This is a genomic window from Sandaracinobacteroides sayramensis, assembly GCF_022014495.1.
Lineage (GTDB): Bacteria > Pseudomonadota > Alphaproteobacteria > Sphingomonadales > Sphingomonadaceae > Sandaracinobacteroides > Sandaracinobacteroides sayramense.
Genome location: NZ_JAKLSQ010000001.1, coordinates 298,361 through 320,874, shown reverse-complemented (window position 1 = coordinate 320,874; position 22,514 = coordinate 298,361). Strand labels below are relative to the sequence as shown.

Here is a 22,514-nt window from a genome sequence, read left to right as displayed (position 1 = left end):
AGAGGGGAGAGATTGCCATGGCGCGCGTAGCATTGGTCACCGGTGGCACGAGGGGTATCGGCGAGGCTGTCTGCCAAGGGTTGCAGGCAGCCGGTTTTCTGGTCGCGGCGAATTATGTCGGTTCGGACGACAGGGCCAAGGCCTTTACCGACCGCACCGGAATCAAGGCCTGGAAGTGGAATGTGGCCGACCATCAGGCGACGCTGGACGCCGTTGCGGCGATCGAGGCGGAACTCGGCCCGGTGGACGTGGCGGTGAACAACGCCGGCATCACCCGCGACGGCACCATCCTGAAGATGAGCTACGACGCCTGGAAGGAAGTGATCGACGTCAATCTGGGCGGCTGCTTCAACATCGCCAAGGCGGTGTTCCCGGGCATGCGCCAGCGCGGCTGGGGGCGGATCGTCAATATCGGCTCCATCAACGGCCAGGCGGGGCAATATGGGCAGGTGAACTATGCGGCGGCGAAAAGCGGCATCCATGGCTTCACCAAGGCGCTGGCGCAGGAAGGCGCGAAGTTCGGGGTGACGGTGAACGCCATCGCGCCGGGCTATATCGACACCGACATGGTGGCGGCGGTTCCGGCGGACGTGCTGGAAAAGATCGTGGCGAAGATCCCTGTGGGTCGGCTGGGCAAGGCGGAGGAAATCGCCCGCGCCGTGGTGTTTCTGGCGGGTGAGGATGCGGGTTTCGTGACTGGGAGCACGATGAGTGTGAATGGCGGGCAGCATATGTACTGACGAAGGCGGCCGCGATTTCGGCGCAGCCGAAACTCGCGGACTCGCCGAAGTCACGGCCGGCTGAGTCGGCGATCTCTATCGCCGACCAGTCCGACGGCACGCGGCTTTGCCGCGTTTCTTTCTTTCTTTCTTTCTTCCTGTTTTCGCCGCCGGCCGGCCCTACCCACGCCAACGCCGCCGCCGATGGCACGCCCCAACCCCTCCCCTGAAGGGGAGGGCCCTGCTATGTGCCAGGCGATGCTCGCCAAACGCTCCTTCACCATCCAGGGCCATCGCACCTCGGTCGCGCTGGAGCCGGAATTCTGGATCGCGTTCGACGAAGCCGTGCGGCACGACGGGCTGACTCCGACCGCCTGGGTGACGCAACTGGACGAAGCCAGGACGACGCCGCTTGCCAGCGCCATCCGCGTGGAACTACTCAGACGAGCGAAAGCAGCATGAGCAGCCGCGTGTCGATGGCGCAGTCCCGCCCCCGCGCCGACTGAAGGAAAGCCGCGATGTCGGCCAGCGGCACGACATGCACGCGGATGCCTTCGCCATCGACGCCGCCGCCCGGCCCCACCCGGCTCAACCCCGTCGCGCGGTAGAAGTGGAAGATTTCGCCCACCATTCCAGGCGAGGAGGCGAATTCGCCGAACGCCTCCCAATGCTTGGCCTCGAAGCCGGTTTCCTCGAACAGTTCGCGCCGCGCGGAGGTGAAAGCGTCCTCGCCCTCGGTTTCGTCCCCCACCAGCCCGGCCGGCAACTCGATGGCCGGGCGCCCTAGCGCCGGCCGATACTGTTCCACCAGCGCCACCTCGCCGGCGTCCGTCAGCGCCAGGATCACGCAGGCGCCGATATTGCGCGTACGCTTCACATATTCCCATTGCCCGCCATCCCCCCAGGGGGCGACATGCATTTCCAGGAAACGGCCCTTCCAGACGGTTTCGTCCACGCTCATTCGGCAAGCCCTCGCCTGTATTCGGGCGGCGCGGGCGCCGCACTCATTTGGGATCGGCGGGCTTGTCCTTCTTCGCGGCGCTTTCGTCCACCGCTTTCTCGGGCTTTTCGGGCGGCGACGGCTTTTCGGCTTCCACCGGCTTCGGAACCTCCGCCGGCTTCTCCGCCTCGGCTGCGCCAGCGGCCAGTTTGCGCGCCGAGCGCACCTGCCCGGAGAAGGCCCGGGGCAGGTTCAATTTCGGGTCGCTCGTTTCCACACGGATGCAGTTGCCGCCGAAGAAGGGGCGCGGGCAAAGCTCCCAAGGGGTGTCCAGCAGGCGCACGGAGCGCGGCGAGAAATTCACGTTCGAACTGTCGTTCGTCAGGGCGTAGCTGGCGCCCTGAAAATTGCGCTGGCTGAACATCACCATCTCGGCGGCGGCAGGCGCGGGGGCGACGGCCAGAATCAGGGTAGCCAGTAACAAGCGCATAAGGATCAGCCTCCGGAGCGGACGCACAGCACATCCGCAAGATAAACACGGCGATTCACGGTTTCGAGCAGTTCATGCGCCGAAGCGCGCCAGCCACGTTGCTGGCAGAAGCGGTCCGCCGTGGCGGCGGCACAGTTGGAGGTGGCGTTGCCATTGGGGCAAGCCAGAACCCGGCCATTGCCCTGCGTTGGCGCGGGGAAGAATTCGGACGCCATGCCGCGCAGTGTCGGCTTGGGGCTTCCCCCGCCTCCGCCCCCGCCTCCGCCGCCGTTGACCGGGCGGATCGATTGCAGTGGCCCGGGCCAGTTGTAGGTGCGGCGAAGGTCCGGGGTGGATTCGCCCAGGATCAGGCAGCGCCCACGGAAATTCGGTTCCGGGCAAAGCTCCCAATTGCCGCGCGCGATGCGGATAGACTGCACCTGGAAGTTCAGCCGCAGATTGGGATTGGCCCGGTCGATGGCGACGGCAGGGCCGCGAAACCCGCTGTCCCGATAGATGGTCGCACTGGCGCTCTGGGCAGAGGCTGGCAACGCTGAAAGCAGAGCAACCCCCAATGCCAGAAGCCTTGCCATTGCAGATTCTCCCGATAGATGCCGCCCGGATGCTAGACCGGCCCGTTTCGGGTTGAAAGGCCGAATTGTGAGGCGACACGTCGCACCCTTGGGGCGAGCTGCGGCCTGCTGGAGTTTTTTGCCTCCGGCGGGCAGGGAAATGATTTCCCTGCACCCTCTTATGTTTAGGTTGGCGGATCAATTCCGGCTTAGCGCGCGAAAGGGGGGAGACTGCCTGCGGCGCTTGAGGGCGCTGATTGTCGCGAACCTGGGGAGAGGGGGCAGGGCCCCCTCTCATCGAGCGCTTGGCCTAGAAGTTCAGCTTCGCCGTTACCCCATAGGTGCGCGGGTCGCCCAATTGGCCGACGATCAGGCCAGTGGATCCGGGCGCCGCCGTCAGGAAGTCGAAATATTCGGTGTCGAAGGCGTTCCGCACCCAGCCGAACAGCTCGTAGCGGCTGTGGCGATAGCCGGCGCGGAAGTTGGTGAGGGCGTAGCCCGCCACATTCTGCACGCTGGAGGGAGTCGGGCTGGAAGAGAAGTCCGACCTGAGGCTGCCGTCCACCCCCAGATACAGGTCGGCGCCGTTCGCCAGCGGGATGTCATATTGAATGCCGTAGCTCAGCGCCCATTCGGAAACGCCTGGCAGCCGCCCGCCCGACGCGTCCACGGACTGGATGCTGCCGCCGGAAAGCTCGATGGGCGGCGGGGCGGAGGGGAAATCCACATATTCGGCGTCGGTGTAGGCGATGTTCAGATAGGCGTTGAGGTGGCGGACCGGCCGCACCGAGAATTCCGCTTCCACCCCTTGCGACCGCACCTTGGGCACATTGGCGAGATAGCCGCGGATCACCCCCACCGCGCCCGAAACCACTGTCGTCTGGAAGTCGCGGATTTCCGTGCGGTAGAGCGCCAGGTTGAAGGTGGCGGTGCCGTCGATCAGCTTCGATTTCAGCCCCAGCTCGAAATGGTCGACGGATTCCGGCTTCACCGTCGCCAGTTCGGTGGCGGGCGTCACGCCGTCCGCCAGTGTCGGCAGCCCGGAGAGGTTGATTCCGCCCGAGCGGAAGGAACGGGCGTAGGTGCCGTAAAGCAGCAGGTCGTTCGCCGGCTTCCAGCTCAAAGTCACGTCGCCGGACAGGTTCCAGTCCGAGAATTTCGCTCCGTAATTCTGGTTCTGCAGCACGCCGTCCTTCAGCCGTTGCTGCGCCGGTGTGGGGTTGGCGAGCCCGCCCGAGACGCGGGCGTCGTAGCTGCCTTTCTTCCAGTCGTAATTGAGGCGCAGGCCGGGCGCGAGGCTCAGCTTGTCGGAGATGTTCCAGGTCACCTTGGCGTAGAGCGCGGCGCTGTCGTTCTTGTAGCGGATGTCGTTGTCGGAGCGCAGCCCGTTCAGCAGCGCCGGGTCGGCGCCGTTGGTCGGCCCCAGCAGCCACAGCGAGGCATAAGGCCCCTGTTCCTGCACCCCTTGCGTGTTGATCGTCTGGTGGAACCAGAACAGCCCCGCCACATAATCGAAGCGGTTCTCGCCGTTGGAAGTTACGCGGAGCTCCTGGCTCCACTGCCGCTGCTGCGAGGGGTTGGCGGAAATGGTGGTGATGGGCAGGCCGGTGAAGTCGCGGTCGTTGGAGGGCAGCCAGTCCCACATGCGCCAGGCGCTGATGGAGGTGAGGGTGGCCGGCCCCACATCCCAGTTCGCGGTCAGCGAAACGCCGGCGATCGTCTGCTTGGCGTCCAGCGCGCTGTCATTGTCCACCAGGCGGTCGAAGGGGTTGGTGCTGGCCGGCTTGTAGTTGGAAAGCGCGGCCAGATGGGCGAACTGGCGGGTGGCCGAACGCTGGGTCGGCACCACCTTCACATAGGTCTGCGCGAACCCTTCGGGATCCTGCCGGTTGTAGTCGCCGGAGAGCAGCAGTTCGACGCTGTCCGTCGGCTCCCACAGAAGCTGGGCGCGCAGGCCCAGATTGTCGAGTTCGTTCACGTCGCGGCCGGTTATGGTGTTGTAGAGCGTGCCATCGCGCCGCGTGAACGAGCCGCTGACGCGGGCGGCGAGCTTGTCCGCCACCAGCGGGCCGGAGACGCTCGCCTTCGCCTGCCAGAAATTGTGGTTCCCGGCGCTCAGTTCGGCGCGGCCCTCGAAGTCGTAGCTGGGCTTGCGCGTGGTGATGACCACGGCGCCGGCCGTGGTGTTCTTGCCATAGAGCGTGCCCTGCGGCCCGCGCAGCACTTCCACCCGCTCGACGTCCACGAAATCCAGCGTGGAGGCGGCGATGCGGGCGTAATAGACTTGGTCGATGTAGAGGCCGACGCCCTGCTCGATGCCGTCGTTGGTCAGCCCGAAGGGCGCGCCGATGCCGCGGATGTTGATGGCGGAGTTGCGCGGGTTGGAGGTGATGAACTGCACGGAGGGCTGGATCTGCGTCAGCCGCGCCACATTGAAGGCGCCCTGGCTTTCGAGCGTGCTTCCCGAAACCACCGATACCGCGATCGGCACGTCCTGAAGGCTCTCCGCGCGCCGGCGGGCGGTGACGATGATCTCGCCGTCGGCTGTGGCGGCTTCGGCATATTGGCCGGGGGTGGCGGCCGCGGCGGCGGTTGCAAGGATAAGGCCGGAGAGCATGGGCTTCCTCCATCAGTTGGCTGGAAAGAGGCATAGCTCCGGTCGTCCGGTCGCCATGAGTGCAGGGTGATGAATGGATCAGTTGCCCGTCAGACGGGTTCGCTCGGTCACGTCGATCTGCACGAGGCGGCCCTCATGCACGGTCAGCCGGAGCTCGCCGAAGCGCAGCCGCTCCAGCGTTTCGGCGATCAGTTGCAGGGCGTGGTCGATCGGCTTGCCCGGAACGGGCTTGGGTGCGGGGTTTACCATGGAAAGGCTCCTGCCGGGGCGGCGTCCGGGGCGATCGACAGGAAACGCGCCGCCTCCGCCAGATTGCGGTCGGCGTCGGCGCGCAGGCTGGCGGCTTCCACCAGACGGTCGACGAGGGAAATGCCGAGCGGCCAGTCGCCCAGCCCGCTGTCGGCGTTCAGATGCCCGGCGTCGCCGGCGTCCACCAGATGGCTGCCCCATTGGCGGGCGAACTGCTGCGATCGGGCGAAATCCGCGTGCGGGTCGTTGCGGCTGGCCACCAGTATCGACGGAAAGGGGAGCGGTGTGCGCGGCGCCGGGCCGAAGCGGGCGATGCAATCGCTGGCCCCCGGCCGCTCCGGATCGGCGGGGGCCACCAGCAGCGCGCCGGCGACGGGGTCGCGATAGCCCTGCCCCGAAATGGCCGCCCACCAGGCCACCGAAAGGCAGCCCAGGCTGTGGGCGACAAGAATGACCGGCCGTCCGGCGGCGCGGATCGCCCGGTCCAGCCGCTCCACCCAGATGTTGCGGTCGGGGCTGTGCCAGAGGCCCAGTTCCACCCGCTCGAACCAGGGGTAACGCTGTTCCCAGCGGCTCTGCCAATGCAGCGCGCCGCTGTTTCCAAGGCCCGGAACGTTCAGAACCTGTGTCGCCCCCGTGCCGGGCGGCCCCGAACCGGATGACGAGGTGGTGAATTGACGCTGGTCTGGCATCGTCCTCTCCCTTTCCTGAATGGAGGGTGAGGATAACTCAACCTTGTCGATAGACAACCGGCTTTCCAGCCAAGGGGGGCTTTCCCCGTCTAAAGCGAAGCTTGTGTGACAGGCCGGGCCAGGCGCACCTCGGCCGGAGGCGGATCGGCGAGCGTCAGCCCGTCGAGCACATCGGCGGTCGCGTCCCGGACGGCCAGCATCACCAGCCGCAGCCGGCATTCGCTTTCGGGCACGCAATTCTCGCAGGGCTCGTAGGCGAGGCGGGCGGCGCAGGGCACCAGCGCCAGCGAACCGCGGGTGATGCGGACGATGTCGCCATAGCTGATCTTGGCTGGCGGCCGTTCCAGCCAATAGCCGCCGGCGCGGCCGCGCTTCGTGCCGACCAGCCCCTCGCGCGAAAGCTCGGAGAGGATGACCGTCAGGAATTTGCGCGGTATCCGTTGCGCGTCCGCGATCTCGCCGATCTGGATCGGGCCGTCGCCGTAGCGGCTGGCCAGATAGCCAAGGGCGCGCATCGCGTAGCGCGTTTTCATGTTCAGCATGGTCGATCGCCCATGAGCCTCCGCCGCGCGCTTTTCAACCCGTCCGGCAGACTTTTGGCGCGACTGTGGCCATCTTGCACGTGCCGGAATGCCACACAGGCTTTTCCCGGAGACATGTTCTTTATTTGTTCCAATTCGTCTAGAGATGCCCGAATGCAGGTCGAATCGCGCTGGAGCGGGCATAATCTCTATCTTGCCGCCATCCCGCCGCCGGAGGTGGCGAAGCGGCTTTTCACCGCCTGGCTGGCGCTGGGCGGGGACGGCCGGTTCCGCTGGCAGAAGCTGCACCTTTCCATATTGGGCCTCGCCTGCGCGCGGCATGTGGATGCGCGGCTGGTGGCCGAGGTGAAGGAAACCGTGGGGGGCCTGCATCTGCGACCGTTCGAAGTGCGGTTCGACCGCTTCCTTCCGTTCGGCTGGGGGCCGGATCCGCGACCGCTGGTTTTCGCCGGCGGCACGCGCAACGACCGCCCCGACCGGCTGGCCGGGCAATTGCACGAGGCGATCGCCGGACGCCGTCCGGACATCGGCCGGCGCCGTCGGGTCGTTCCGCATGTGACGGCTTCCTATGGAGCCGCTTTTCCCGGCGAGCGTCCGCTTCCCGAGCCGGTCTGCTGGCAGGTCACGGAACTGGTGCTGGTGGACAATTGGATAGGCGTTCCCCGCTACGACCATCTGGCGCGCTGGCCCTTGCGGGCCGGAGCCGTGCGGCCGCGCGCACCGGCAACACAACCGGCCGCCCTGCAACTGGAGCTTCCCGGCCTGATGCGCAAGCCGCCACCATGCGCGAAAATCCGCGTCCCCCGGATTGATCGCAGGGACGGCATCTGGGATGGAAACGGCTGGATATGAAACGCCTGCGCTTTCCATCGCCGCCGCGCGGACCTCGCCACCCGGAGGGCCGGCCATGAGCATCGTCGTCCGCACGCTTTCGGAGCATGTGTTCGACATCGTGCGCGAACGCATCGTGACCGGGCAATTGGGAACCGAAGCGCCCATCCGGCAGGACGCGCTGGCGGCGCAACTGGGCGTGAGCAAGATTCCCGTGCGCGAGGCGCTTGCCCGGCTGGAGCAGGAGGGGCTGCTGACCAGCCTCGCTAACCGGGGCTATTTCGTGAAGCCGATGTCGGCCGCCCGGCGGGACGAGATCTTCGAGCTCAGGCTGGCGATCGAGCCGGCCGCCGCCGCCCGGGCCGCGCTGCGCGCCACGGCCGCCGATCATGAGGCCGCCCGTGCGGCGTTCGAGGCGCTGGATACGGCAGCGGGGGAGAATCCGGCCGATGTCGCCGTCCGCAACCGGCAGTTCCACACCGCCCTCGTCCGCCCAGGAGAGCGGGCGCTGACGACGCAGCTCGTCGAGCGGCTTTCGATCCTCGCCGAGCGCTATGTGGTCGCCCATCTTCAGCCGGCCGGGCGCGGGACGCGGGCGCATCAGGAGCATTGGGAAATGCTGGAGGCCTGGATCGCCGGCGATGCCCCGGCGGTGGAGCGGCTGCTGGCGCACCACATACAGGCAACGCTCGACGATCTCCGCGAGCAGCCGGACGCCTGAGGGCGGCCGCCCTCAGGCGTGGGCGGCGATCAGATAGGCGAGATAGACGGCGTAGGCCGAGACGAACAGGCCGCCTTCCAGCCGCGACACCTGCCGGCCGCTGACGAACACCGGAACGCAGGCGAGCGCCACCGCCAGCATCACCGGTATGTCCACCCGCACAAGCTGCCGGCTGACTTCCACCCCGTCCGCCGGCACCAGGCAGATCACCCCCAGGATCAGCAGGATATTGTAGGCGCTGCTGCCGATCAGATTGCCGATGGCGATGTCGCGGTCGCCGCGCATCGTCGAGATGATGGTGGTGACGAGTTCCGGCGCGGAGGTGCCGATGGCGACGATGGTGAGGCCGATGAAGGCTTCGGAGACATGCCAGAGCCGCGCCAGCGCCACCGCCCCGTCCACCAGCCAGCCGGCCCCGGCGACGATGATGGCGATGCCCGCCGTCAGCATCAGGATCTCGGCCGCCGCCTGGCGGTTCATCAGCCGGGCGCGGCCATATTCGCGGGCGAACTCCTCCGCCACCGCCAGCGATTCCCGGCGGGCGACGCGAATCACCGCGAAGGTGAAGCCGACCCCCATCAGGATCAGCGCCAGGCCTTCGCCGCGCATCAGCCGCCCGTCCCATGCGAAGGCCAGCATCGCCGCCGAGGCGATGACGATCACCGGCAGTTCCAGCCGCAATGTCTGCATGCGGATGGCGAGCGGCCGCAGGGCGGCGCTCATTCCGAGGATGAGCAGGATGTTGACCGTGTTGGTGCCGGCAATGTTGCCGACCGCCAGCGCCCCGTCGCCTTGCAGCGCCGCATCTATCCCCACCGCCAGTTCCGGCGTGCTGGTGCCGATCGCCACCACCGTCAGCCCGATCAGCAGCGGCGAGATGCCCAGCCGCGCCGCCAGCGCCGAGCCGCCGCGCACCAGCAGTTCCGCCCCCGAGACCAGCGCCACCAGCCCGACGCCGATCCACAGCATGGCTTCACCCATCGGCGTCTTCGTTCAATTCCCTGAACCAGCCCAGCCGGCGCATCAGCAGCTTTTCCCCTTCCAGCAACAGCATCAGCGCGAAGCCGATCGCCACCAGCAGGGCCAGGTCGGCAAAGGCCAGCGGGCGGCTGTCGAACAGGCGGTTCATGAAAGGGGCATAGGTGAAGAGGGCCTGCGCCACCAGCAGCACGGCGATCGCCAGCAGCACGGCGGGCGTCCCCATGGCGCCCCGCCATGTGAACGACGTCATGTGCAGGAAGCGGACGTTGAACAGGTAGAAAATCTCGGCGACGATGAACATGTTGACGACCATCGTCCGCGCTTCCGCCAGATCGCGCCCCTGCCCCAGCGTGTGGAAGAAGATGCCGAGCGTGGCGATGGTGAACAGGATCGACACCAATATCACCCGCCACAGCAGGAAGGGGGACAGAAGCCCGTCCGATTTGGCACGGGGCCGGCGGCGCATGGCGTTCGGCTCGGTCGGCTCGAAGGCCAGCACCAGCCCCAGCGTCGCCGCCAGAACCAGATTGACCCACAGGATCTGCGTCGCCGTCATCGGCAGGGCGAAGCCCACCAGGATCGCCAGCACGACGGCCAGCGTCTCGCCGCCGTTGGTCGGGATCTCCCAGGAAATCACTTTGCGGATATTGTCATAGACCGTCCGCCCCTCGCGGATGGCGCGGACGATGGAGGCGAAATTATCGTCCAGCAGCACGATGGAGGCCGCTTCCTTCGAGGCTTCCGTGCCCTTTATCCCCATCGCCACGCCGACATCGGCCTGCTTCAGCGAAGGCGCGTCGTTGACGCCGTCGCCGGTCATGGCGACGATCCGGTCGTTCGCCTGCAAGGCGCGGACGATGCGCAGCTTGTGCTCCGGGCTGGTGCGGGCGAAGACGGAAACCTCGCCGACGCTCCCCCGCAGCTCGTCGTCGGAAAGCCGGTCCAGATCGGTTCCCGTCAGCACCCTGGGCTCGTCCGCCAGTTCCAGCTGGCGGGCGATGGCGAGGGCGGTGGCCGCATGGTCTCCGGTGATCATCTTCACGCCGATTCCGGCCGTCCGGCACTCGGCGATGGCGGCTTTGGCCTCGGCGCGCGGCGGATCGATGAAGCCGATCAGCCCCAGCAATTGCACGCCGCCCAGCACATGTTCGAACGACAGGCGCTCGACCCCCGGCGGCAGTGGCTTGGCGCCGAAGGCCAGCACGCGCTCCCCCGCCGCGCCGGCGGTGGCGATCGCCTCCTCCCACGGACCGGGGTCGGCGAGATCGGCCATGGCGAACAGCGCTTCGGGCGCGCCCTTCACGAACACCCATGGCGCATCGCCCGGGCCGCGGTGCAGCGTCGCCATGAAGCGGTGCGCGGCGTCGAAGGGAATCTCGTCGATCCGCTCCCAGTCCGTCCGCTCCGCGGCCGGGTCCAGCCCGGCCTTCATGGCGAGCGCATAGAGCGCGCCCTCCATCGGGTCGCCCTCCACCTGCCAGTCCGCGCCGTTGGGCCTCAGCGTCGCATCGTTGCAGAGCAGCCCGCAGCGCACCAGCGGCGTCGCCTCTTGCAGGGCCGCCTCCGCCCCGCTGTCCGGCAGTTCGATCCGCCCCTCCGGCGCATAGCCCGCGCCGGAAACGGCAAGGCAATGGCCGGCGGTGACGATGCGTTTCGCCATCATCTCGTTGCGCGTCAGCGTGCCCGTCTTGTCGGTGCAGATGACGGATGTCGCGCCCAGCGTCTCGACGGCGGGGAGCTTGCGGATCACGACATTGCGCGCCGCCATTCGCCGGACCCCGATCGCCAGCGTGATGGTGATGACGGCGGGCAGCCCCTCGGGCACGATGCCCACGGCCAGCGCCACCACGGCGATCAGCGCGTCGATCCAGTCATAGTCCCGCGCCATCACCGCGAAGGCGAACAGCAGGAGGCCGCCGGCCAGCACGAAGGAGGTGAAGCGCTGGGCGAAACGGTCGATCTGCCGGAGCAGCGGCGTTTCCATCCGCTCCACGGACTGCAGCAGCGAGCTGATCTGCCCGATCTGGGAGTGGAGCCCGGTCGCGACCGCAAGGCCGCTCGCCTGCCCGGCCACCACCAGCGTGCCGGAAAAGGCCATGTTCCGCCGCTCGGCAAGCGGCGTGGCTTCGGGGAGGACCGATTCGGCCTTTTCGGCGGCGACGGATTCGCCGGTCAGCAGCGCCTCGTCGATCAGCAGCCGGCGGGCGTGCAGCAGGCGGAGGTCGGCCGGCACCCGGTCCCCCGCTTCGATCAGCACCAGGTCGCCGGGCACGATGTCGCTGACGGCAACCGTCTGCCGCATGCCATCGCGCACCACGCTCGCCCGTGGGGCGATCATCTGCTGGATGGCGTCCAGCGCCTGCTCCGCCTTGCCTTCCTGTATATAGCCGATCACCGCATTCACGAGCACGACGGCCAGGATGACGGCGGCGTCGATCACATGGTCGAGGAAAGCGGCGGCGAGCGCGCCCGCCAGCAACACATAGATGAGGGTGTTGTGGAACTGCGCGAGGAAGCGCAGCAGGGCGCTTCGCCGCTTGGCCGGCGGCAGGGCATTCGGCCCGAAACGGCCCAGCCGCGCCTCAGCCTGCGTGCCTGAAAGCCCGTCCGTTCCGGTTTCGAGGGCTTTGCCCAGTTCGTTGTCGCGAAGAGCGTGCCAATGGCTGTTTTCCAGTCTGGCCGGCTCGGACATGCGGTCTCCTTCCTCAGTGGCCGCGCCCTTGCGGACGGCGTTTGGCGCCTTTCGAAAATCCTAGACGGGATTCGCCAGGATAAAATGCGCTCGATCAAGAGAGGTGTTTTTTCCAGCCATGGGCCGGATGGCGAAAGCAAGGCTTTGCACTGCGGACGGCAACTGTGTAGCAGCCGGCGCCCATGTCCGCTTCCGACCCACTCGCCCTCGGGCTCGATTTCGGAACCACCAATTCGGTGGCCGCCGTCGCGCGCGGCGGGATATCCACCCTGCTGGAGATCCAGGCGCCGGACGGCCCCGGGGCGGCTTTCCGGTCGGCGCTCTGTTTCTGGGAGGAGGAAAATGTGCGCGGCGGCATCGCCGCGGAGGCCGGGCCATGGGCGATCGCCGAGTATCTCGGCTATCCGCAGGGCAGCCGCTTCCTGCAATCCTTCAAGTCGGTCGCGGCCAACGCCGGTTTCGAACATGCCACCATCTTCGAACGCCGTTTCCGCTTCGAGGATCTCGGGCGCATCTTCCTGGAAAAGATGGCGGCGCGCGCGGGTGGCGCGCTGGCGGGCGCGGGGCGGGTGATCGTGGGGCGGCCGGTGGTCTATGCCGGATTCCGGCCGAACGAGGCTTTGGCGCGCCAGCGTTATGACGCGATGTTCGCGGCTCTGGGCGGCGAGGTGCACTATGTCTACGAACCGCTGGGCGCGGCTTTCAGCTTCGCCTCACGGGTCGAGGATCCGGCGACGATCCTTGTCGCCGACTTCGGCGGCGGCACCAGCGACTTCTCCGTCGTGCGGATCGACGCCCCCGGCGCCGCGCGCCGCTGCGTGCCGCTGGGCCATGCGGGCGTGGGAGTCGCGGGCGACCGCTTCGACGCGCGGATCGTCGAGCATCTGGTGCTGCCGCTGCTGGGCAAGGGCGGGCAATATCGCTCGTTCGACAAGCTGCTGGACATCCCGTCCGGCTATTTCACCGACTTCGCCGACTGGTCGCGGCTGGCGCTGATGCGCAACCGCCGCACCATGGCGGAACTGGAAGCCCTGCGGCGGACGGCGGTCGACCCGGAAGCGATCGGCCGGATGATGGCGGTAATCGACGAGGAGCAGGGCTTCCCGCTGCACGAGGCGGTGGGGCAGGTGAAGCGGGCGCTTTCCTCGGCCGAGGAGGCCCGCTTCCGTTTCAGCGGCGCCGGGCTGAGAATCGAAGCGGAGGTTTCCCGCTTCGAGTTCGAAGGCTGGATCGCCCCCGACATCCGGCAGATCGAAGCGGCGGTCGACCGGGCGCTGGCGGCGGCCGGGCTGCCGGCGGACCGGATCGATCGCGTGTTCCTGACGGGTGGCTCCTCGCTGGTGCCCCGGGTCGCCCGGCTGTTCCGGGAGCGCTTCGGCGAGGATCGGATCGCGACCGGCGGCGAATTGACCTCCATCGCGCACGGGCTGGCGCTGATCGGCGAGCAGGACGACATTGCCGCCTGGGCGGCCTGAGAAACAGGCTTTCGAGGCGAGGGGTCAGCCGGCCACGAGCTTCGGCTGCTCCATGGTTTCGGCGTTTCGCCAGGGCGGATTGCGCAGGCCGGCCGCCAGATGCTCCATCAGCAGCCGCACACGCAAGGGGCGCAGCGGGCTGGGCGGGGTGATCATGTAGAGGCCGAGCGGCGCCAGCCGCCAGCCCGGCAGCAAGGTTTCCACACGGCCGCTCGCCAGTTCGCTGCACAGGAGGAAATCGGGGTGGATGGCGATTCCGGCGCCCGCCACCAGCGCCGGTGTCAGGGCGCCGCCGCTGTTGGCGCGCAGCGGGCCGGATACGGTCACGCTATATTCCGCCCCTTCCGGGCCGACGAAGCGCCACACATCCGGCGGGGTGACGTTGGTGTAGATCAGGCATTGGTGGCGGGCGAGATCGGCCGGGTGTTTCGGGCGGCCGTGGGCGGCAAGATAGCCGGGGCTGGCAACGGCCAGCACCTCCACCTGGCACAAGCGGCGGGCGATCAGGCTGGAATCGGCAAGCTGGCCGATTCGCAGCACCACGTCATGGCCGGAGGCGACGATGTCGATTCGCGCGTCATCCAGGCTCAGCTCGATCTCCACATTCGGATGCGCCGCCAGAAACGGCGGCAGCAGCGGCGCGATATGGGCGCTGCCGAATTCCAGCGGCACGGCCAGCCGCACGCGGCCGGCGGGCAGGGTGGTGGCTTCACCCAGCCGTTCCTCCATGCGGCTGGCGGCCAGCACCAGCGCCTGCGCCTCGCCCAGCGCGTCCTCGCCCAGTGCCGACAGGGAAAGCCGCCGCGAGGTGCGGTGGAACAGCGCGCCGCCCAGCCGCGCCTCCAGCCGGGCTATGGCGCGCGACACGGTCGGCACGGAAAGCCCGCGCGAACGGGCGGCGCCGGCGAAGCTGCCGGCCTCGGCCACGGCCACGAACAGATCCCAGGCCTCGAAATCCGGAACATTCATTTTCTGCAAGGATTCCTTTCCATCGTTGCTCTTTTCTATCCGGTTCGGCGAGCTAAATGAAGAGGCGTTCGATAGCTCCGGCAGGAGAGAAGAGATGATCGAAGTCCGTCCCTTTGAAACGCTGGGCGCCGCCAACCATGGCTGGCTGGACGCGCACCACCATTTCAGCTTCGCCGATTACCATGATCCCGCCCGCATGGGCTGGGGCGCCATCCGCGTCTGGAACGACGACCGCATAGCCGCGCAATCCGGCTTTCCGCCGCATCCGCACCGCGACATGGAAATCATCACCTATGTCCGCTCGGGCGCGATCACCCATGAAGACAGCATGGGCAATCGCGGCCGCACGGAAGCGGGCGATGTGCAGGTGATGTCGGCCGGCACCGGGGTGCGCCATGCGGAATATAATCTGGAGGATGAGGAAACCCGGATCTTCCAGATCTGGATCCTGCCCGAAACGCTGAACGCGAAGCCCGCCTGGGGCGCACGGCCTTTTCCCAAGGGCGACCGCGCCGGGCAGTTCGTGCCGCTCGCCAGCGGGCTGGGCGATGAGGGCGCGCTGCCGATCCAGACGCCGGCGAAGGTGCTGGGCGCCACGCTGAAGGCGGGCACCTCCACCCATTATCGACTGGAGGAAGGCCGCGTCGGCTATCTTGTGGCCGCCGAAGGGCGCTTCAAGGTGAACGGCGTGGAGGCGAAGGCGCGCGACGGTGTCGCCATCCGCGACGTCGCCGATCTTCGGATCGAGGCGCTGGAGGACAGCGAGCTGGTCTTCGTCGACGCACAGAAATGAACCCCCTGGGGCCGTGCCGGCTGGCACGGCCCCTTTTTCATGTTTGCAAACAGGAGAAGCTGAATGACCAAGGTTCTGGTGCTCTATTATTCCTCTTACGGCCATCTGGAGACGATGGCGGAAGCCGTTGCCGAGGGCGCCCGCGCCGCCGGGGCCGAAGCCGTGGTGAAGCGGGTGCCGGAACTGGTGCCGGACGAAGTCGCCAAGGCCAGCCACTTCAAGCTGGACCAGAAGGCGCCGATCGCCACCGTCGACGAGCTGGAAGGCTATGACGCCATCCTCGTCGGCGCCCCCACCCGCTTCGGCCGCGTGGCGAGCCAGATGGCGAACTTCTGGGATCAGACCGGCGGCATCTGGTTCCAGGGCAAGCTGATCGGCAAGGTGGGCGCGGCCTTTACCTCCACCGCCACCCAGCATGGCGGGCAGGAAACCACGCTCTTCTCGATCCTCACCACGCTGATGCACCATGGCATGGTGCTGACCGGCCTGCCCTACAGCTTCCAGGGGCAGATGCGGAACGACGAAGTGACGGGCGGCGCACCCTATGGCGCGACGACGATCGCCAACGGCGACGGTTCCCGCCAGCCTTCCGCCACCGAACTGGAAGGCGCGCGCTTCCTGGGCCGCCACGCCGCCGAAGTGGCGACGAAACTGATCGCCTGATCTTGCGGCAACGCGCGGCACGCCTGTGCCGCGCGTTGCACCTTACCCCCGCCGCGCGCTAGAATGGCGCGAACCGGCAAGGACCTGGGGGGCATTTGAATCGGACGCAGCGGCGGGGACAGGTGGGGAGGCGCCGCATCGGCCATCCCGAGCGTGTCGTGCCGCTGGCCTTCCTTGCGGGGATAGCGGCCGGAACGCTGCTTCTGATGCTGCCGCTTGCCCGCTCCGGCGGACTGAGCGGCACGGAAGGCGCGCCGCTGCTGACGGCCCTGTTCACGGCGACTTCGGCGCTCTGCGTGACGGGCCTCACGCCCGTCGACATCGCTTCCTACTGGTCGCCCTTCGGGCATCTGGTGATCCTGCTGCTGTTGCAGGCAGGCGGCCTTGGGATCATGACCGGGGCGACCCTGCTGGGCCTTCTGGTCACCCGGCGGATGCCGTTGCGCGGGCGGCTGATGGCCTCGGCGGAAATGCGCAGCCTCGATCTGGGCGATGTGCAGCATGTGCTGCGGCTGGTGGTGATTTCCACGCTGGCGACGGAGGCGGTGCTGACGCTCTGGCTGGGGCTGCGCTTCTGGTCCTGGGGGATGCCGGCGGGCGAGGCTTTGTGGCACGGCCTGTTCCACGCCTGCTCGGCCTTCATGAACACCGGCTTCTCGACTCTTCCCGAGGGCCTTGTGCCGCACCGCGGCGATTTCCTCTTGCTTCTGCCGCTGATGATCGGGGTGATGCTGGGAGGCATCGGCTTCCCGGTGCTGCACGAGTTGCGGCTGGAATGGCGTCGGCCCGAGCGCTGGTCGATCCACACCAAGCTAACGCTTTGGGGCTCCGTCGGACTGACGCTGTTCGGCCTTCTGGCGGTGCTGCTGTTCGAATGGGCCAATCCGGCAACGCTGGGCGGCGAAGGCGTCGGCGGCAAGCTGCTGGGGGCGCTCTTCCATTCGGTGATGACCCGTTCGGGCGGCTTTTCCATCCACGACCCGGCCTCGATGGGGGTGGATACCACGCTCATCTCCTCGGCGCTGATGCTGATCGGCGGCGGCAGCGCTTCCACCGCCGGCGGCATCCGCATCACCACCTTCCTGCTGCTGGGCTTCGTGGTGTGGAGCGAGATTCGCGCCCGGCCGGATTCCGTCGCCTTCCGCCGCCGCATTTCGCCCGATGTGCAGCGGCAGGCGCTGGCCGTGGTGCTGACGGCGGTGGGCGTGGTTTCGCTGGGGCTGCTGATCCTCACCAATATCGTCGAGGCCCCGGTGGAGAAGATCATGTTCGAGGCGATTTCCGCCTTTGCGACGGTAGGCCTGTCCACCGGCCTTACCGCCAGCATGCCGCCGGCCGGGCAGGTCGTGCTGATCGTGCTGATGTTCGTCGGCCGCGTCGGCACCGTGTCGCTGGCCACCGCCCTTGCCCTTCGCGTGAAGAGCACCCCGTTCCGCTATCCCGAGGAGAGACCCATTGTCGGCTGACAGGAAGAACGGCGCCCCGCCGGTGATGGTGATCGGCCTTGGCCGCTTCGGCACCTCGGTCGCCCGCTCGCTGACGCAGCTCGGCCATGAAGTGCTGGGCGTGGACGAGAATATGGACATGGTGCAGGCCTTGTCCGAAGAGCTGACGCATGTGGTGCAGGCCGACACCACCAGCACCGCCACCTTGCGCAAGCTGGGCGCCGGCGAAATGGCGCATGCCGTGGTGGGGATCGGTTCCGACATCGAATCGAGCGTGCTGACGGTGGTGGCGCTGCTGGAATGCGGCTGCCGCGACATCTGGGCGAAGGCGGTGAACGCCAACCACGGCCGCATCCTGGAGCGGGTGGGGGCGACGCATGTCGTCTATCCCGAAGCCGAGATGGGCGAGCGAGTGGCGCATCTCGTCACCGGCAAGATGATGGATTTCATCGCCTTCGACGACGATTTCGCCATCGTGAAGACGCGCGCGCCCACTTTCATGGCCGGGAAGACGCTGGCGGAAACCAATGTGCAGGCGAGCCATGGTGTCGGCGTGGTGGGTGTTAAGCGCCCGCGCGAGGCCTTCCTCCAGGCCGCGCCCGACATGGTCATCTACATGTCGGACCTGCTGATCATTTCCGGCCCGACGGACGCGGTGGAGAAGTTCGCGGCGCTCTGCTGAAGCCGGGAAAGGGCGCCTTCTTCCTTTCTGCGGCGGATCGGCTTAGCCGTTGTCGATGCCCAGTTCCAGTTCATCGACATCGTCGGCGGCGAAGGCCTCGGCGGCGAATTCCCAGTTCAAATGCTTGCCGACCACGGCTTCCAGATAGGCTTTCCGCGCCCGCTGGTGGTCGAGATAATAGGCATGTTCCCAGAGATCGACGACGAGGAGCGGCTTCATGTCCTCCTCGATCAGCGGCGTCTGGGCGTCATGGGTGGAGATCAGCTCCAGCTCATCGTCGTCGGCGACCAGCCACAGCCAGCCGCTGGCGAAATGGTCGAGGCCCTGCTTCACCATTTCCGCCTTCAGCTCTTCGAAGGAGCCGAAGGTCTTTTCGATCGCCTTCAGAAGCTCGCCGGTCGGCTCGCCGCCGTTCGGGCTCAGGCTCTTCCAGTAGAAGCTGTGGTTGAAATGCTGCGCGGCGTGCACGAACAGCTCGCCCGCCGAAATGAGCTCGGACACCTCTTCCGGGTCGGCGTCGGCGCGTTCGCGGATGATCTCCACGAGGCTCGCGTCATCCAGCCCTTCCTCTTCCGCCAGAATGTTCAGCTTGTCCACATAGGCCTGGTGATGGCCGGCATGGTGCTGGGCGAAGGTTGCCGACGAAATGGCTGGGGCGAGCGCCTCGGGATCGAACGGCAGCGGCGGAAGGGTGAATTTCGCAGGCATGTTCCATCCTTGCCACGCCGGGGTGACAGGGGGGTGACAACCGCATGGCAACCGCGAAAGGCGGCGAAGCTTCCCGCCTCAGGCGGCAGCCTGGGCGGATTGCAGCAGCGGCGCCGTGGCGTCCAGCAGCCACTCCTTCGCCGCGCCGGACAGGAGCGGCTGCAGCGCCTCGCGCACGCGGGCGTGGTACTGGTCGAACCACTCTATCTCGGCTTCGGTCATCAGCGCCGGCTCCACCAGCCGCTTGTCGATCGGGGCCAGCGTGATGGTCTCGAAGGCCAGCATCGGCTCCAGATCTCCGGGGCGCGGGTCTTCCCGCACGATCACCAGATTCTCGATGCGGATTCCATATTCGCCGACCTTGTAATAGCCAGGCTCGTTCGACAGCAGCATGCCGGGCAGCAGCACTTCCTCCACGCCCGGGGCGCCGACGGCGGCGGCGATCCGCTGCGGCCCTTCGTGCACGCTCAGATAATGGCCGACACCATGGCCGGTGCCATGGGCGTAGTCGAGGCCAGCGGCCCAGAGGAACTGCCGCGCCAATATGTCGAGCTGGCCGCCGCGCGTGCCCTTGGGGAAGCGCGCGGTGGCGAGCGCGATATGCCCCTTCAGAACGCGGGTGTAGCGGTCCTGCATTTCGGCGGTCGGGGTGCCGATGGCGACGGTGCGGGTGATGTCGGTGGTGCCGTCCGGATACTGGCCGCCGGAATCGATCAAATAGATCTGCTCGCCAGCGAAGGCGCGGTTGGTGGCCGGTTCCGAATGGTAATGGGGCAGCGCCGCATTCGGGCCGATGGCCGAGATGCTGTCGAACGAGAGGTCCTTCAGCAGATTCGATTCGCGGCGGAAGGCCTCCAGCCGGTCGGAGGCGTCGAGTTCGTCCGCCGGCGGCGCGGTGTCCAGGCTGTGCAGGAAGCGGGAGATGGCCGCCCCGTCGCGGACATGCGCGGCGCGCATGCCGGCAAGCTCGGTCGGATTCTTGGCGGCCTTCGGCAATGTGGTCGGGTCCCGCGCCTCGACGACGCGCGCCTTCCCACGACCTAATGCCTCGAAGATCGCCGCCACCGACCAGGCCGGGTCCAGCATCACCGTGCCTTCCAGTCGCTCCAGCGCCGGTCCGAAGGCGTCATAGGGTTCGATCGCGACGTCCGGCCCCAGATGCGCCTTCACCTCCGCCGGGATCTTCACCGGATCGGTGTAGAGGGTGGCGCTGCCGTCCGCGCGCAGGATCGCGAAGGCGCGCACCACCGGGGTGCGGGAAATGTCCGTGCCACGGATGTTGAACAGCCAGGCGATGGAATCGAGCGCGGACAGCAGCACCGCGTCGGCGCCTGCCTTCTTCAGTTCGGCGGCGATCGCCCGGCGCTTGTCGGCCGAAGGGCGGCCGGTGAATTCGTCGCCCAGCGCTTCGGCCGGTGCAGTGGAGGGGGCGGGTTGATCGTCCCAGATGCCGTCCACGGGGTTGCTGGCCACCGGCACCAGCGCGATGCCCTTTGGCGCCAGAGCGGCTTCGGCCGTGCGCAGGAAGGCGCGGGTGGTGAGCCACGGGTCGTAGCCGATGCGCGCGCCTTCGCCCGCCTGCTCGGCGATCCACAGATGCGGCGGCTCGGCCGGGACCGAGCGATACTCATAGAGCGCGCCATCCACCTGCGCCCGCACCTGCACGGTGTAGCGCCCGTCGACGAAGATCGCCGCTCTGTCCGCCAGCACCACCGCCGATCCGGCGCTGCCCTGGAAGCCCGTCAGCCATTCCAGCCGCCGGGCATAGGCGCCGACATATTCCGACATATGCTCGTCGGTCAGCGGGATGATGAAGCCGTCCAGCTTCGCGTTGGAAAGGGCTTCGCGCAGGCGGGTGAGTCGGGTCTGGAAGGTCATGCCGTCGATGTAGGGAATCCGGCGGGCGCTGGCCAGCCGGGCGCGACGATCGCCAGCGCCTGGAACAGCCGGCCCATGGCGCCCGGCGACGAGAGACGCGCGCGTGCCGCCTCCACTTCCGCCCGCCGCTCGATGCTGGCCGGGCCTTTCAGCGCTTCCGCGCGGGCGCCAAGGCCGAGCGCTTCCAGAAACACCCCCTGCGCCGCCGGACCGAAGACCTGCGCCTGCCCGCCGACCGCCCGGCCGATGGCGGTGAAATCGACATGGGCGGAAAGGTCCGCCTCCCCCAGTGTTTCCAGCGGATCGGCGAACTGGCCGCCCTTGATCGCCTGCAAGGTGTCGCCCAGCGCCGGCCCCTGATAGCCATAATCGATGAAGAGGGCCGCTCCACCCTGCGCCGCCAGCCGCTTGGCGATGGCGGAGGCAAGCTGCTCCGAGCCGAAATTGCGTTCATGCACGCTGCCCATGCGCGCGTCGCGCAGTTCCGCAGGGATGAAATGCAGGTTCGCGCCCACCGAGCGGTCCCAGCGGGGGCCGGATTCCACCCGGCGCATCACCCAGCCATCCTCCAGCTTCTCGAACTGGGTCAGCGGCAGGGCGTCCAGAAACTCGTTCGCGACCAGCAGCAGCGGCGCGTCGACCGGCAGCGTCGACAGATCGTCGTGCCAGCGGGCGTCGGGCAGGGCGTTGGCCTGGATAGCGCGCAGGCGCGGGCTTTTCTCCACCAGATGCAATTGCAGCGCCTCGCGCAAAGCCGGCGCGGCGCGGCCGATGGCCCTCAGCGCGTCCAGCATCAGCGTTCCGCGCCCCGGCCCGAGTTCGGCGAGGATCACCGGCGAAGGCGCCTCGGCCCTCTGCCAGATGTCCGCCAGCCACAGGCCGATCAGCTCCCCGAACATCTGCGAGATTTCCGGCGCGGTCACGAAATCGCCGTAGGCGCCGAACGGTTCCTTCGTGGCGTAATAATGCTCCGCCGCCAGCGCCATCACCCGGGCGAGCGGCAGCGGCCCCTGCTGCCGCAGCATGTCCTCCAGCTGGGCGATCACGCGATGACGGGCTGGCGGCGGTTGCAGGTGGCCAGCAGCCACAGGCCGAAGAAGATCATCGGCAGGGACAGCATCTGCCCCATCGTCAGCCCCACCGGAAGCACGCCCAGTTGCACGTCCGGCTCGCGCAGGAATTCGATCAGGAAGCGCGAAAGCCCATAGCCGGTGATGAACAGGCCGCCCAGCAGGCCGGGCTTCATCCGGGCGCTGGTGAACCAGAAGAGGATGTTCAGCAGGAGCAGCAGCAACGCCCCTTCCAGCGCCGCTTCGTAAAGCTGGCTGGGGTGGCGCGGTTCCGGGCCGGCGTCCGGGAAGATGATGCCCCAGCTTCCGTCCGTCGGCCGGCCCCACAGTTCGCCGTTCACGAAATTGGCGAAGCGGCCCAGCAGCAGGCCGATCGGGGTGACGACCGCGACATAATCGAGAATTCGAAGCGCCGAGAGCCCCTTCGACCGGGCGTAGAGAAATATGGCGAGGATGACGCCCGCAAGACCGCCGTGAAAGGCCATGCCGCCTTCCCACAGCTTCAGGATCGCCAGCGGATCCTCCAGATACTGGCCGGGGTTGTAGAAGATCACATAGGCCATGCGTCCGCCCAGGATCACGCCCAGCGTGCACCAGCTCACTAGGTCGTCCACATGCTTGCCGGTCATCGGGCTGCCGGCGCGCTTCACCATCTTCAGCAGCAGCCACCAGCCGGCCAATATGCCCAATATATAGGCAAGGCTGTACCAGCGCAGGGCGAGCGGGCCGATCTCGAGGGCGACGGGGTCGAGCCCGAGGCTCTCCCATTGAACAGGTGCGTGGAAGAACTCCATGCTGCTTTCCAT

Annotated in this window: 23 protein-coding genes; 9 read left to right on the top strand and 14 right to left on the bottom strand. The window is 67.5% G+C overall.

What is annotated here, in order from left to right; genetic code table 11:
- Nucleotides 1-17: 17 nt before the first annotated feature.
- Nucleotides 18-740 (top strand): acetoacetyl-CoA reductase, encoded by a 723-nt coding sequence (phbB, locus tag L6Q21_RS01370; protein ID WP_237828645.1) that lies wholly within the window; start codon nt 18-20, stop codon nt 738-740.
- A 225-nt stretch (nt 741-965) separates the two neighbouring features.
- Complete coding sequence (locus L6Q21_RS01365; protein ID WP_237828644.1) at nt 966-1,181, top strand: ribbon-helix-helix domain-containing protein; 216 nt, start codon at nt 966-968, stop codon at nt 1,179-1,181.
- On the opposite strand, the gene L6Q21_RS01360 is transcribed toward L6Q21_RS01365, so the two are convergent.
- The 7 genes from L6Q21_RS01360 to L6Q21_RS01330 all read right to left on the bottom strand — a co-directional run bounded on the left by L6Q21_RS01360 (nt 1,159) and on the right by L6Q21_RS01330 (nt 6,800).
- On the bottom strand, nt 1,159-1,680 hold the full coding sequence (locus L6Q21_RS01360) for an NUDIX hydrolase (protein WP_237828643.1): 522 nt from the start codon (nt 1,678-1,680) through the stop codon (nt 1,159-1,161). The genes L6Q21_RS01365 and L6Q21_RS01360 overlap by 23 nt on opposite strands.
- Nucleotides 1,681-1,723: 43 nt before the next feature.
- Nucleotides 1,724-2,149, bottom strand: a complete 426-nt coding sequence (locus L6Q21_RS01355; RefSeq protein WP_237828642.1) for a beta/gamma crystallin-related protein — start codon at nt 2,147-2,149, stop codon at nt 1,724-1,726.
- 5 nt (nt 2,150-2,154) lie between these two features.
- On the bottom strand, nt 2,155-2,721 hold the full coding sequence (locus L6Q21_RS01350) for a beta/gamma crystallin-related protein (protein ID WP_237828641.1): 567 nt from the start codon (nt 2,719-2,721) through the stop codon (nt 2,155-2,157).
- Nucleotides 2,722-3,010: 289 nt separating this feature from the next.
- On the bottom strand, nt 3,011-5,317 hold the full coding sequence (locus L6Q21_RS01345; protein ID WP_237828640.1) for a TonB-dependent receptor: 2,307 nt from the start codon (nt 5,315-5,317) through the stop codon (nt 3,011-3,013).
- Between the two features lie 78 nt (nt 5,318-5,395).
- On the bottom strand, nt 5,396-5,566 hold the full coding sequence (locus tag L6Q21_RS01340; protein WP_237828639.1) for a YezD family protein: 171 nt from the start codon (nt 5,564-5,566) through the stop codon (nt 5,396-5,398).
- Nucleotides 5,560-6,258, bottom strand: a complete 699-nt coding sequence (locus L6Q21_RS01335) for an RBBP9/YdeN family alpha/beta hydrolase (RefSeq protein WP_237828638.1) — start codon at nt 6,256-6,258, stop codon at nt 5,560-5,562. The genes L6Q21_RS01340 and L6Q21_RS01335 overlap by 7 nt, the downstream gene beginning before the upstream one ends.
- Nucleotides 6,259-6,347: 89 nt before the next feature.
- Complete coding sequence (locus L6Q21_RS01330; RefSeq protein WP_237828637.1) at nt 6,348-6,800, bottom strand: RrF2 family transcriptional regulator; 453 nt, start codon at nt 6,798-6,800, stop codon at nt 6,348-6,350.
- A gap of 153 nt (nt 6,801-6,953) precedes the next feature.
- Here L6Q21_RS01330 and L6Q21_RS01325 point away from each other — a divergent pair, with 153 nt between their 5' ends.
- Together L6Q21_RS01325 and L6Q21_RS01320 are read left to right on the top strand one after the other, a co-directional pair.
- Nucleotides 6,954-7,652 (top strand): 2'-5' RNA ligase family protein, encoded by a 699-nt coding sequence (locus tag L6Q21_RS01325; RefSeq protein WP_237828636.1) that lies wholly within the window; start codon nt 6,954-6,956, stop codon nt 7,650-7,652.
- 55 nt (nt 7,653-7,707) lie between these two features.
- Nucleotides 7,708-8,352, top strand: a complete 645-nt coding sequence (locus tag L6Q21_RS01320; protein WP_237828635.1) for a GntR family transcriptional regulator — start codon at nt 7,708-7,710, stop codon at nt 8,350-8,352.
- 12 nt (nt 8,353-8,364) lie between these two features.
- Here L6Q21_RS01320 and L6Q21_RS01315 read toward each other — a convergent pair whose 3' ends face one another.
- Entirely contained in the window at nt 8,365-9,333 is a 969-nt protein-coding gene (locus tag L6Q21_RS01315; protein WP_237828634.1) for a calcium/sodium antiporter, read from the bottom strand.
- The gene (locus tag L6Q21_RS01310) at nt 9,326-12,025 is read right to left on the bottom strand and encodes a cation-translocating P-type ATPase (RefSeq protein WP_237828632.1); all 2,700 of its coding nucleotides are present in this window, start codon (nt 12,023-12,025) and stop codon (nt 9,326-9,328) included. The genes L6Q21_RS01315 and L6Q21_RS01310 overlap by 8 nt, the downstream gene beginning before the upstream one ends.
- A 182-nt stretch (nt 12,026-12,207) precedes the next feature.
- Between L6Q21_RS01310 and L6Q21_RS01305 the strand changes: the two genes are divergently transcribed.
- On the top strand, nt 12,208-13,500 hold the full coding sequence (locus L6Q21_RS01305; protein ID WP_237828630.1) for an Hsp70 family protein: 1,293 nt from the start codon (nt 12,208-12,210) through the stop codon (nt 13,498-13,500).
- Between the two features lie 24 nt (nt 13,501-13,524).
- Here L6Q21_RS01305 and L6Q21_RS01300 read toward each other — a convergent pair whose 3' ends face one another.
- On the bottom strand, nt 13,525-14,469 hold the full coding sequence (locus L6Q21_RS01300; protein WP_237828935.1) for a LysR family transcriptional regulator: 945 nt from the start codon (nt 14,467-14,469) through the stop codon (nt 13,525-13,527).
- Between the two features lie 94 nt (nt 14,470-14,563).
- Here L6Q21_RS01300 and L6Q21_RS01295 point away from each other — a divergent pair, with 94 nt between their 5' ends.
- The 4 genes from L6Q21_RS01295 to L6Q21_RS01280 all read left to right on the top strand — a co-directional run bounded on the left by L6Q21_RS01295 (nt 14,564) and on the right by L6Q21_RS01280 (nt 18,052).
- Entirely contained in the window at nt 14,564-15,262 is a 699-nt protein-coding gene (locus tag L6Q21_RS01295; protein WP_237828629.1) for a pirin family protein, read from the top strand.
- Between the two features lie 63 nt (nt 15,263-15,325).
- Nucleotides 15,326-15,925: an NAD(P)H:quinone oxidoreductase gene (wrbA, locus tag L6Q21_RS01290; protein WP_237828628.1), complete on the top strand. Its 600-nt coding sequence runs from the start codon at nt 15,326-15,328 to the stop codon at nt 15,923-15,925.
- A 95-nt stretch (nt 15,926-16,020) separates the two neighbouring features.
- A complete protein-coding gene (locus L6Q21_RS01285; RefSeq protein ID WP_237828627.1) occupies nt 16,021-17,391 on the top strand; it encodes a TrkH family potassium uptake protein in 1,371 nt (456 codons plus the stop codon).
- A complete protein-coding gene (locus tag L6Q21_RS01280) occupies nt 17,381-18,052 on the top strand; it encodes a potassium channel family protein (RefSeq protein ID WP_237828626.1) in 672 nt (223 codons plus the stop codon). The genes L6Q21_RS01285 and L6Q21_RS01280 overlap by 11 nt, the downstream gene beginning before the upstream one ends.
- Nucleotides 18,053-18,094: 42 nt before the next feature.
- On the opposite strand, the gene L6Q21_RS01275 is transcribed toward L6Q21_RS01280, so the two are convergent.
- The 4 genes from L6Q21_RS01275 to lgt all read right to left on the bottom strand — a co-directional run bounded on the left by L6Q21_RS01275 (nt 18,095) and on the right by lgt (nt 22,502).
- Nucleotides 18,095-18,760 (bottom strand): superoxide dismutase, encoded by a 666-nt coding sequence (locus tag L6Q21_RS01275; RefSeq protein WP_237828625.1) that lies wholly within the window; start codon nt 18,758-18,760, stop codon nt 18,095-18,097.
- Nucleotides 18,761-18,838: 78 nt separating this feature from the next.
- Nucleotides 18,839-20,638, bottom strand: a complete 1,800-nt coding sequence (locus tag L6Q21_RS01270; protein WP_237828624.1) for an aminopeptidase P family protein — start codon at nt 20,636-20,638, stop codon at nt 18,839-18,841.
- Nucleotides 20,635-21,684 (bottom strand): class I SAM-dependent methyltransferase, encoded by a 1,050-nt coding sequence (locus L6Q21_RS01265; RefSeq protein ID WP_237828622.1) that lies wholly within the window; start codon nt 21,682-21,684, stop codon nt 20,635-20,637. The genes L6Q21_RS01270 and L6Q21_RS01265 overlap by 4 nt, the downstream gene beginning before the upstream one ends.
- Entirely contained in the window at nt 21,681-22,502 is an 822-nt protein-coding gene (gene lgt / locus L6Q21_RS01260; protein WP_237828621.1) for a prolipoprotein diacylglyceryl transferase, read from the bottom strand. The genes L6Q21_RS01265 and lgt overlap by 4 nt, the downstream gene beginning before the upstream one ends.
- Between the last annotated feature and the right edge of the window lie 12 nt (nt 22,503-22,514).

Coding starts and splice junctions, on each gene's coding strand:
- phbB (WP_237828645.1), top strand. CDS start 18: ATGGCGCGCGTAGCATTGGTCACCGGTGGCACGAGGGGTATCGGCGAG.
- L6Q21_RS01365 (WP_237828644.1), top strand. CDS start 966: ATGTGCCAGGCGATGCTCGCCAAACGCTCCTTCACCATCCAGGGCCAT.
- L6Q21_RS01360 (WP_237828643.1), bottom strand. CDS start 1,680: ATGAGCGTGGACGAAACCGTCTGGAAGGGCCGTTTCCTGGAAATGCAT.
- L6Q21_RS01355 (WP_237828642.1), bottom strand. CDS start 2,149: ATGCGCTTGTTACTGGCTACCCTGATTCTGGCCGTCGCCCCCGCGCCT.
- L6Q21_RS01350 (WP_237828641.1), bottom strand. CDS start 2,721: ATGGCAAGGCTTCTGGCATTGGGGGTTGCTCTGCTTTCAGCGTTGCCA.
- L6Q21_RS01345 (WP_237828640.1), bottom strand. CDS start 5,317: ATGCTCTCCGGCCTTATCCTTGCAACCGCCGCCGCGGCCGCCACCCCC.
- L6Q21_RS01340 (WP_237828639.1), bottom strand. CDS start 5,566: ATGGTAAACCCCGCACCCAAGCCCGTTCCGGGCAAGCCGATCGACCAC.
- L6Q21_RS01335 (WP_237828638.1), bottom strand. CDS start 6,258: ATGCCAGACCAGCGTCAATTCACCACCTCGTCATCCGGTTCGGGGCCG.
- L6Q21_RS01330 (WP_237828637.1), bottom strand. CDS start 6,800: ATGCTGAACATGAAAACGCGCTACGCGATGCGCGCCCTTGGCTATCTG.
- L6Q21_RS01325 (WP_237828636.1), top strand. CDS start 6,954: ATGCAGGTCGAATCGCGCTGGAGCGGGCATAATCTCTATCTTGCCGCC.
- L6Q21_RS01320 (WP_237828635.1), top strand. CDS start 7,708: ATGAGCATCGTCGTCCGCACGCTTTCGGAGCATGTGTTCGACATCGTG.
- L6Q21_RS01315 (WP_237828634.1), bottom strand. CDS start 9,333: ATGGGTGAAGCCATGCTGTGGATCGGCGTCGGGCTGGTGGCGCTGGTC.
- L6Q21_RS01310 (WP_237828632.1), bottom strand. CDS start 12,025: ATGTCCGAGCCGGCCAGACTGGAAAACAGCCATTGGCACGCTCTTCGC.
- L6Q21_RS01305 (WP_237828630.1), top strand. CDS start 12,208: ATGTCCGCTTCCGACCCACTCGCCCTCGGGCTCGATTTCGGAACCACC.
- L6Q21_RS01300 (WP_237828935.1), bottom strand. CDS start 14,469: ATGAATGTTCCGGATTTCGAGGCCTGGGATCTGTTCGTGGCCGTGGCC.
- L6Q21_RS01295 (WP_237828629.1), top strand. CDS start 14,564: ATGATCGAAGTCCGTCCCTTTGAAACGCTGGGCGCCGCCAACCATGGC.
- wrbA (WP_237828628.1), top strand. CDS start 15,326: ATGACCAAGGTTCTGGTGCTCTATTATTCCTCTTACGGCCATCTGGAG.
- L6Q21_RS01275 (WP_237828625.1), bottom strand. CDS start 18,760: ATGCCTGCGAAATTCACCCTTCCGCCGCTGCCGTTCGATCCCGAGGCG.
- L6Q21_RS01270 (WP_237828624.1), bottom strand. CDS start 20,638: ATGACCTTCCAGACCCGACTCACCCGCCTGCGCGAAGCCCTTTCCAAC.
- lgt (WP_237828621.1), bottom strand. CDS start 22,502: ATGGAGTTCTTCCACGCACCTGTTCAATGGGAGAGCCTCGGGCTCGAC.